A 9,602-nucleotide genomic window follows, 5' to 3' on the forward strand; every position below is an offset into this window, starting at 1 on the left:
CTATTTCTCTCTTTATATAGTTAGCATTTTTCTTACATGTACCTTGAATAGTGCATTGATAACCAACAGATAGAGCACGTCGTTTTCATAATCATATGGCGATAAAACAGTAATCGAGATTAGATAATAAATACTCGAATAAGGATAAATTATGCAAGACAATCAACTAAGCAAAGAAGAAATTAGCCAGTTGACTGAAGCTGACTGGAAAGAGCGTTTAAGCGCCGATGAGTATCATATTATGCGTGAGAAGGGCACTGAGCGTCCGTTCACAGGTGTCTACAATGATGCGACTGATGATGGCGTCTACCGCTGTAAAGGCTGCGGTGCAAGCTTATTTGACTCAAGTAATAAATTTGATGCGAGCTGTGGCTGGCCAAGTTTTGATCAAGGCATTGATAACAGCGCCATTGAAGAGCATGAAGACAACTCTCTAGGTATGACGCGCACAGAAGTCACCTGTAGTAACTGTGGCGCACACTTGGGTCACGTATTCCCTGATGGACCAAAAGAGACTACAGGCATGCGCTATTGCATCAACTCAGTATCTATTGATTTAGATAAGTCTGAGAAGTAGTAGGTTAAGTAATATTAGAAATGTGGAAGGGAAGTACAGGGTGCTTCCTTTTCAATAGTTTTATTATATGTATGATAGAAAAATAAATTTTGCATAAACACTTAGAACAATAAAAACCTCAATTTAGGGATAAATGATGAGTACAATTTATGATTTTACCGCTGAGCGCATGGATGGTAGCTCACAAGCATTTTCAGATTACCAAGATAAAGTATTATTAATCGTCAATACCGCAAGTAAATGTGGATTTACGCCGCAGTTCGAAGGCTTAGAGTCGCTATATCAACAATATAAAGATCAAGGACTGGTGGTTGTCGGTTTTCCTTGTAACCAATTTGGTAGCCAAGACCCAGGTAGCAATGACGAGATTGGTTCATTTTGCCAGAAGAACTATGGCGTCAGCTTTCCTATGATGGCGAAGACTGATATCAATGGCGCAGATGCTCATCCTATCTATCAATGGCTCAAAGAACAAAAGGGTGGTGTACTGACAGATGGTATTAAGTGGAATTTCACCAAGTTCCTAGTTGATAGAAAAGGTCAGGTTATTGACCGTTATGCACCAACGACCAAGCCAGAAGCCATCAAAAATGATATCGAGCAAGCACTGGATAACAAATAGGCATGAAACCTAAAAAATATTGGTTTTGTATGAAAATATAAAACCAATAAAAACAAATGCTTGCTAGATATTCTAATAGAAATCGAAAAAATATTTAAAAAAGTGGTAAATACTGTTTGACACCCAACTGTAAATCTATATAATACACACCCACAGCAACGGAGCTTAGTGACAAACTAAAGAGCTTGGTTGATGTTGAATAAATTGCCTAGCAATTGTTCGAAGGGTGATTAGCTCAGTTGGTAGAGCGTCTGCCTTACACGCAGAATGTCGGCGGTTCGAATCCGTCATCACCCACCACTTCTTAGCAAGTGGCTAAACAAGCTAAGAGACCTAAGCAGCGGTAGTTCAGTTGGTTAGAATACCGGCCTGTCACGCCGGGGGTCGCGGGTTCGAGTCCCGTCCGCTGCGCCATATTTAAAACGAATTTAAACTCTCGAGTTTAAGCAAGTTTCGCCTCAAGTATTAGTTTACTTGAGGTTTTTTTGTGTCTGAATTTCCGCTTAAAGCCTTTATCCATAAGGGTTGGTTATTCTTTCTTTATCAACCCTTAAGAAGTAGTCCACTCTTTAATAATGTATTTTCTATAAGTCTGCATACATGCACTCTGCTTCTTGAAAATCGGTGACCAAGTGCTCGGTGACCAAACGGTGACCATTTTGTGACCAAGATTATTAAAAGTTGCTGATGGTAACTGACCCCCAAATTTTATGCTTATCGATAAGTTCAGGAGCTTAAAGGATCAGCCTCAAACTAAGTTTGAGGTAAAGACGGAAACCTTTCTACCCATTCACCGATAACCACTTTGTCAGTTTCAATACAAAATGGTATTGCCCACAACCTCAATTTTTCTGCTAAATGAAAACATTCCAAAGGTGTTTCGAACTGATGGTGTTTAGGATAAATAAGCATCATGTCTCCACACCCATTCAAATATTTGTGACCATAAGCAAATAGCTGATAAATATCATCCTGTTCTATATCAAAATTCTTTTTATTTGAGTTTATTAACTTCCATTTGGTATCAAGTACATGGTAATTTTTTCTTTCTCTACTGATTAATAGATCAGGCTTTAATTGAAAGCGCGATTTTAAACCTTTTTGGTCATTCACCATGTGCTTATTAGAAGCCTGTGTTGTTAGTTGCCAGGGCGACTTGATATCTCGTCGTAAGCATTTTGCCACATACTTCTCGAACAAAATTTCCATTGGGAATAACAATGCAATACCCCGATGCTCTCCCTTTTGAAAGTTTGGATTAAGCTTTTCAAGTATTAGTTGGCACCATGGCTTTATCGCTCGGTAGGATTGCAATATTTTGATGTCTGACCACTTATGCATTGAGTTTAGAGGCTCTCTAAGACTCGTTATAGGGTCTAAGATGTGTGAGAGCTCATTAGCCAGTCGCCAGTTCTCAGAACTCCTACAGTGCTGCTGTACGTAATCCAATGCTGTTTTGATTAGTTGGTTCTCAAGTCGATTTGGATGATAGACATCATGACGAATATGAAAAAGATGAGCTCGGCCAACCGTTTGCCTTTGTTGAACTGTAATATCAAGCTGGCCACGAATAAATCTACTTTCTTCTTCAATTCTTTGATAGTCAAATCTGAGCCCAGACGCTACCAGCTCCTTTAGCAAATATAAAAACTGGTAGTATATCCACTCATGAATAGGTAAGTTCATTCGATTGAGACTGGCAGATTGAGCCTCTTTATAGGATAGGTTTAATACGGAGCTTAGCATTTTGCATAAGACCTCTCTGCTCTTATCTGACTCTTGAGTACCTAATCCTGTCTTTGGTAGTATCTCAATACCTTCGCGGCAAGGGCTTTCCAAATAACCTACATAAGAATGCAACTGTAAGTAATTTGGACGCTTATAAGTAATAAACCGTCCATAGCTCTCTTTTTCACTTAATTCCACTAACCAATCAAAAGTTTCTTGCTCAATGATAGCCAAGTCTAAGCTAGGAAATACTGTCTGATCGGTAGTCAGCTGAGCATATTCTCTGACTTGAATCATTCTTCACCTGTAGCAGTATCAAAGTGAAATATACCTTTATATGCTTGAGGTTTAGAAAATGCATCAGCATTAATATAATAGCGTCTATCTGCTGTAATCTGGCTTAGAACTTTACTAGGAAAAAGTTGATTCATAGTAGGATTTATTTTTTCAGTCTGTATAAACCGATCTTCAAAATCTTTAGCAGGGTCATTCAACACCCAACCAATACGCTCCCAGTCTAAAAAGAAGTATTCTTGCAGTAACGGGATAATCCGTCTCTTAAAAATATTACCTAATTCAATTTCTTTTTCGGCATCTGAATCCAAGTCTTTCAAAGACCAGAAGTACGAATGACCTATGGTGTGTTCACGATCTAACAGCACTTCAATACGCTGATTTATTACTGTTAATATTTCAGATACAGCAATGCCATGAACTGTTATGCCATCTAAAAGTTCAGGCTTAGGTAATAGCTCAATAAAATCAAATCGTCGGCGTAATGCTAAATCTAGCTGTGCAAGAGATTTATCAGCGGTATTCATCGTTCCTAGCACGTAAAGATTTGAGGGGACTGAGAATTTCTCTTTAGAATAAGGTAGTATGACTTCGCGCGCATCTGTACCACCTTTACGCTTATCAGGCTCAAGTAATGTAATAAGCTCACCAAAAATACGAGATATGTTGCCGCGGTTGATTTCGTCAACGATCAATACATAATTTTCTTTATCAACTGTTTCTTGAATGAGTAATCTAAGGAACTGATATTGATTCTGTTTTTTTGCTTCATTCAATAAATCGTCCCAGTTAAACCTAGATAGCTCATAGCAAGCTTGAGGCACCATCTTGTAATTATTGTTTAATGGAAGTATATTTAAATTCACACCTCTCGCAATCCATTTGACACTTCTAACATGCGGGTAGTGATTGTTTAAACCTTCAGCATTCTCGTCATATTTATAATCTGAAGTAACAATTCCGATAGCTTGTATAGATAATTCACTTTTTAGGCAAAGTATTACGTCACCAACTGAAATATCGTTAGCAAAACAATTTAGGAGCGCTGACGACGGTTACGATATTTATGAGCCACGATTTTAAACAACTTGATTAAGCCTATTTTGTGCTCAACCACAATACGGAACTTTGCCAGATAGTGATTGGCCTGTTTGCATATCTCCAATAACTGACCACCACGAGGTTTCTTAAATGGTGTGAAAGTTTGGTTATGTAGATTTGCTATACCCTGATAACCACTGTCTGCTAGATAGTTAGTATTCTCAGGCAACCAATCAGGACAAGTATCTTTATACAGCTTAAAATCGTGGATTGACCCTTTACAGGTTTGCACATCGAGTATCAAGCCGGTTTGCCAATGGACGATCACCTGCGCTTTTAGGGTGTGTTGTTTTTTCTTGCCGCTGTAGTAGTCTCTTTGGTTTTTTTTGGACGCTCAATTGGGGTTTCGGTGGCATCGACGATGACGACTGACCAATTGATGTCCTCATCGACACGACTGGGCAGCTTTTTAGGCAATTCAAACTTGCCAGAGTCAATCAGTGTGTCTTCTACTTTACGAATGATACGGCTAGCAGAAGACTCATGAATACCAAAGTCCATACTGATATGATAAAGCGTGCGGTATTCACGCCAATAAGTCAGGGCTAGTAGTATCTGCTCCTTAAGACTGAGCACACTTGGTCTGCCTGATTTGGTCTTAGATGCTTCATGCTCTTGCATGGCATCAAGCATGTCATAAAAGGTGGCTTTATGAATGCCAGTGTAGCGTTTAAAACCAGCGTCACTTTGTTTGAGTAGCTTATCTATGTTTGGCATATCTATTATGTAAGTAGCGTTCAATAATATACGTTGTGTCTTACAACTACTTTTGCAAGAGGTCTATTTAACAAAAAGACATCCAAACAGGTGTCTTTTTTTTGTTTTATCGCTGGATGCTTTATATAAATGGAGCTACAGTTAAGGAAATAGTTTGTAATGGTTACAGAACAATGGCTGATGAAGATAATCGCTCTAAAAATATCGAAGAATGGCTACAAAAAAACATTGTTGATTTTTCTGATCCTAATAGCGATGAAGCTTCATCCTTACTAATTGAGCTAAGGTTCTTGAAAAACACTTTGCCTGTACAATTTAAATCTGCCTTTAACAGGCAGTATAGTGCTTTAACTGAATGGATAAAAACAAAGGACATGGTTTCTACCTTAACTGAATCAGAGAAAATTCAGACATACGAAAGCGGTATTGACCAGAAAAACTTCCTGAAAAACTTAAAAACACGTCATAAATATCTCAAAAGTCTCTACCTCATTACTTTTTTAGCCAGTCGTTCAGACTCACCAAAAATAAATAGCATTCGTTCTCTCTACCTCTTTCTCTGTCTTAAAATGGTTGAGTTGACTGACTATGACAGTAGGATTGAAACCACACTTGATGAATGCCGATTTTTAACTAATAAAACCCGTGAGTTTTTGATCCCTTTCTTACCTGATTTAACGAAAATGGATAGCTTGGAGGATGTTCAGGATAACCTTATCCAAGCTCAAAATAACGATAATTACACCAGATGGCTTGATAACTCCCCTGATACCTTTAAGTCAGAAATAAAAAGGTATGGAAGCAAGTTACTGGATAAAAATACATTATTTCCTTCCAACGATGCTAGAAATGATATTAATGAGCGTATAGCCCAATATCTTTATGAGTATATTCTACCGATTGAAAACTACTTCAAAAATGATTCTGGTATTACTCGAGTAACCAGCACCCCTTATCAGGTTGTTAGTGGTCCCTCATATTATGACGACACGACAGGAAACATAATCAATGATCTAGCAAATATCTCTGAATCTACAAGTAATACAGATGCTTTTGAAGCTGGTGAACGCCAAGATAATGAGCAGGAATCCTTTGAGCAAGTAACTATAGATAATCCAAGTAATTATTATTTAGATCTGGTAAAAGCAGAGGGCCAATCAAACAGTCGTCGAAAAAATGCTATGAATCAGGTCACTGATGTTAATACGGCACATGAAGACGAAATAAAAAGGTTGGTCGAATATATAGCTAGCAAACTAAGCAGACTTGATTTTTTATCTATTGATAAAGAGTACGAATATGAGCATGAATATGAAGAGGGAAAGTTTAAATTCGATATATCTGATCAATCCGCATTATATTTATACATGCTCTTACTGACAGGTATTCATGATATATATACTTCCGAACAGCTAAGGCATGGAGCTAACGGTTATCGCTACCAACTCACGTTTTGTCCAGTACGTAGCCATATCGATGATGACTGGGATAAATCGTTGTGTACCTATAAATTAAATAAGTCGAATAAGCCAGACAGGCTGTATCTTTTTATGCCGTCCCCGTTAGGTGCAATGCATATTGAAATGATTGAAAGTACTGATGATAAAATAAGAGACTCTATTCACGAACAAGCAAAAGAGGATCTCCGTAAACTCAATAAAGAGTTTGGAATAAGACTGAGCATAAATAAGGTTAGAAACTACTTACCGCACTATTTAGCTCAAAAAAATATAGATAAAGCGCTCATAGAGGTGTTGACTAACTGTCCTGTTCATCACCTCTCAGCACTACCTTACTATAATGTCAGTCAATATGATTTATATCGATGTCAACGAGATTATATGGATCACTTGATAGAGCTACTTGAAGATAAATATGATCCAAATCAAACTAAAATATATATGCTTTTTGAATTACCCGATGAGATATCAACAAATTATTGGAATAAGACTATAGGGAGCGCATTAGCTGTTAATGAGTTTAGACTAGAAGATATTGTAGTTAAACTAAGACAAAAAGTAGAAGCCGCTACTGTAGATTTAAAGTTAAACAACTTAGACTCATTGGTTTGTCTTCATAACGGCTTTATGGACTATCTATACGTTTTGATGTCTGTTGCAAGTGGTTATCGACCTGTTACTGAGCCATTTGGCAGGTTGTCAGATATAGATACCAGAACTGGAGTCTATTTTATTAGCGATAAGGAAGTGCAAGCTGACACTATTGGCAGATTCATCTATCTACCAAACACCGTATGTCAGCAAATCAAGGAGTATGAAAAATTTATTAAAAGTAATGGCATTCTTTTTAATAAGTTAGGAAATAATATTGGTCAAATATACATGGGTATTTTGGATAGTCATATTGGACTGATAAGTTATCTAAAATTAGATGAGATAACCAATACTGTTATTCAGTTGAAGTTAAACAAAGTATTCATAAAAGAGCGCATGTCACAATATATATTGCTACCTCTTAATTGGCATAGACATTTTATACGCTCGCTAAAAAATATACATATTGGCAAATATTCATACAACTCAGACCTCAATGAAAGACCAATTGGATATGACGTTATTAGTGCTTGGATGGGACATTCTGATGAACTGGGATTCAACTTTTACGACCCTTTTAGCGGTTTGAAACGATCTGAACTTAGAGAGTTTGCAAATACACTAGATGAGCTTATCAAAGGTATTGGCTTTACAGTCATTCAATTGGAGCGCTAAAGATGGCACGTCAAAAATCTGGTATCAAGATACGAGAAGAAAAACGAGATAAACTAGAAGAAAAGCGCTTTTCGTTAGCTTGCGAACTAATAGACAAACACATCGACCTGACAAAAATTGCAGCTTCTGAAGATAAACAGCGAGCGTTTGACCTAATGTGGCTAAAGTTTGATACTAATTTATCTACTAATAAATATTTTAAAGATGTTAAGAGATATTCTACCTCATACAATCACGCCGTAAAATACTGTCAAAGTCGAATAGAAGATAAAAATATTGAATAGGTTTTCCTAAACTTATCATTCAATCATCTCGTGCCAAATCTTTTCGTACACAAGAATGGTTCAATGATGGTAAGCGTATACTAGATTTTTATCTAAACTGGGCTAAAGGTTTAGAAAATAAAAAAACTGTTGATATAACTGTAAGTGATATCTTATTCACTCTAATCTTTCACAGTGCAATCCTAAAGGCTCCTGTACTACAGGAGATATTAGATCAAATAATTGGGAAACGTCTAAAAATTGAACAAATTTCAGGTTTGCCAACCATCACTGTGATCGTTAAGGACAAGGCTTATCATACAAATACTTATAAAGAGTCAAAAGCAGTACATCAAGCACAGGTTTTTATTTCTCCACTATCAGCTCATATTATTCAGTCTTATATCAAAGAGCAGAAAAATAACGTTATTGATCGTGATAGAAATCTCACAATATACAAACGGTATCAAAGCATACAACTAATACAAGCAAATCAGGGAAATAATATAGAACTTGGTTTGAAACGTTTTTTGATGGGTGCAGTCTATGTGCTAGAAAATCACTTCCTCTTCGATCTCCCTGAACATACTTGGTACATTATAACGGGTAAAGAAAACACCTATAGCTTGCCAACTTCCAATTGGCAGTCTCTGATCTATAATATTCAACATAATGAAAATCAGAAACAAGAAGAATTTAATAGCGTTTTGACTAACATGGATAGTAATAGCCATGTAGAAAGTAGTCCTTGCTTAGTAGTAGAGATAGCGAAGTTACTTAGGAAAGACGTTAAAGAAAATAATGCCAAATTATCTGAAAAGAAATTAATTAAAGAGCTAGATGAAATTTATAATCGATTAAAAAGTGATCAAAGCTCTTTACAAGAAAAGGCAATAGTTAGCTGGCTATTATTGAAAGCACGTACCTGTAAAGTAAGCAGTGTTCAAACCTATAGTAATACCATCACTAGTCGCTGGCTAGCACTTACTCAAGATGCAAACCTACAAAGTTATCAGGAAGAAGATTTTATAACGCTATACAGTGAGATGACTGAACTCAGTAAGACCACGAAAGCAAAGAATTCAGTCGCTACATTAATTAATGAAATACACCAATACATGGTTAAACACTACCATATAGAACCTATAGCTCCATTGATTACAAGCGATAAACCCCATCATAAAGTTGGTTATATATCAGAGCAGATGTTCCAAGCTATCCTTGATAGGATTAATAGCCTTACTACAAATGTAGATGAAAAACAGGCTTTGAGCTTAGCGTTAATATTAGGACATCGGTGCGGGCTGAGAATTGGTGAAATAGTTAAAATAAGATTGCGTGATGTAGCCGAAACTCAGAATTATCTAGAGATTAGAAATAATAAGTTTGGAAACAATAAAAGCCTCTCTGCTTTACGTCGTGTATTACTTGCACAACTCTTAACAGAGTCTGATATTAAGTTAATTAAGCGTATTTACATCAAACGTTCAGGCGATAAAGGTCAAACGCTTATAGCCAGCCAAGATGGCATGTCTTACAACGCTCAAACAATATCAAAAATGCTTACACAT

At 36.8% G+C, this 9,602-nt stretch carries 9 protein-coding genes and 2 tRNA genes; 7 read left to right on the forward strand and 4 right to left on the reverse strand.

All coding sequences use genetic code 11. The features are described from left to right. Positions 1-151: 151 nt before the first annotated feature. The 4 genes from msrB to ACT3QN_RS10140 all read left to right on the forward strand — a co-directional run bounded on the left by msrB (position 152) and on the right by ACT3QN_RS10140 (position 1,613). On the forward strand, positions 152-577 hold the full coding sequence (msrB, locus tag ACT3QN_RS10125; RefSeq protein WP_444520634.1) for a peptide-methionine (R)-S-oxide reductase MsrB: 426 nt from the start codon (positions 152-154) through the stop codon (positions 575-577). A gap of 136 nt (positions 578-713) precedes the next feature. Further along, positions 714-1,199: a glutathione peroxidase gene (locus ACT3QN_RS10130; protein ID WP_444529198.1), complete on the forward strand. Its 486-nt coding sequence runs from the start codon at positions 714-716 to the stop codon at positions 1,197-1,199. A gap of 224 nt (positions 1,200-1,423) precedes the next feature. Next, positions 1,424-1,499: transfer RNA gene (locus tag ACT3QN_RS10135), tRNA-Val, on the forward strand. Between the two features lie 37 nt (positions 1,500-1,536). Next, positions 1,537-1,613: transfer RNA gene (locus ACT3QN_RS10140), tRNA-Asp, on the forward strand. A 339-nt stretch (positions 1,614-1,952) separates the two neighbouring features. Here ACT3QN_RS10140 and ACT3QN_RS10145 read toward each other — a convergent pair. The 4 genes from ACT3QN_RS10145 to ACT3QN_RS10160 form a co-directional block, all read right to left on the reverse strand. Continuing rightward, the gene (locus ACT3QN_RS10145) at positions 1,953-3,224 is read right to left on the reverse strand and encodes an McrC family protein (RefSeq protein WP_201595097.1); all 1,272 of its coding nucleotides are present in this window, start codon (positions 3,222-3,224) and stop codon (positions 1,953-1,955) included. Then, complete coding sequence (locus ACT3QN_RS10150) at positions 3,221-3,997, reverse strand: AAA family ATPase (RefSeq protein ID WP_444529199.1); 777 nt, start codon at positions 3,995-3,997, stop codon at positions 3,221-3,223. Before ACT3QN_RS10150 ends, ACT3QN_RS10145 begins: the two co-directional genes overlap by 4 nt. A gap of 260 nt (positions 3,998-4,257) precedes the next feature. Further along, positions 4,258-4,590: a transposase family protein gene (locus tag ACT3QN_RS10155; RefSeq protein WP_444529200.1), complete on the reverse strand. Its 333-nt coding sequence runs from the start codon at positions 4,588-4,590 to the stop codon at positions 4,258-4,260. An 8-nt stretch (positions 4,591-4,598) separates the two neighbouring features. Beyond that, complete coding sequence (locus tag ACT3QN_RS10160) at positions 4,599-5,039, reverse strand: helix-turn-helix domain-containing protein (protein ID WP_444523989.1); 441 nt, start codon at positions 5,037-5,039, stop codon at positions 4,599-4,601. A gap of 173 nt (positions 5,040-5,212) precedes the next feature. On the opposite strand from ACT3QN_RS10160, the gene ACT3QN_RS10165 reads away from it, so the two are divergent. The 3 genes from ACT3QN_RS10165 to ACT3QN_RS10175 form a co-directional block, all read left to right on the forward strand. Beyond that, positions 5,213-7,768, forward strand: coding sequence for a hypothetical protein (locus tag ACT3QN_RS10165; RefSeq protein ID WP_444519408.1), 2,556 nt, complete (start codon positions 5,213-5,215; stop codon positions 7,766-7,768). Positions 7,769-7,770: 2 nt separating this feature from the next. Further along, entirely contained in the window at positions 7,771-8,052 is a 282-nt protein-coding gene (locus tag ACT3QN_RS10170; RefSeq protein ID WP_444529201.1) for a hypothetical protein, read from the forward strand. Positions 8,053-8,309: 257 nt separating this feature from the next. Then, positions 8,310-9,602, forward strand: a 1,293-nt coding sequence (locus ACT3QN_RS10175; RefSeq protein ID WP_444529202.1) for a hypothetical protein, incomplete at its 3' end; no start/stop codon positions are given.

The organism is Psychrobacter sp. AOP7-C1-14 (assembly GCF_052376135.1).
Lineage (GTDB): Bacteria > Pseudomonadota > Gammaproteobacteria > Pseudomonadales > Moraxellaceae > Psychrobacter.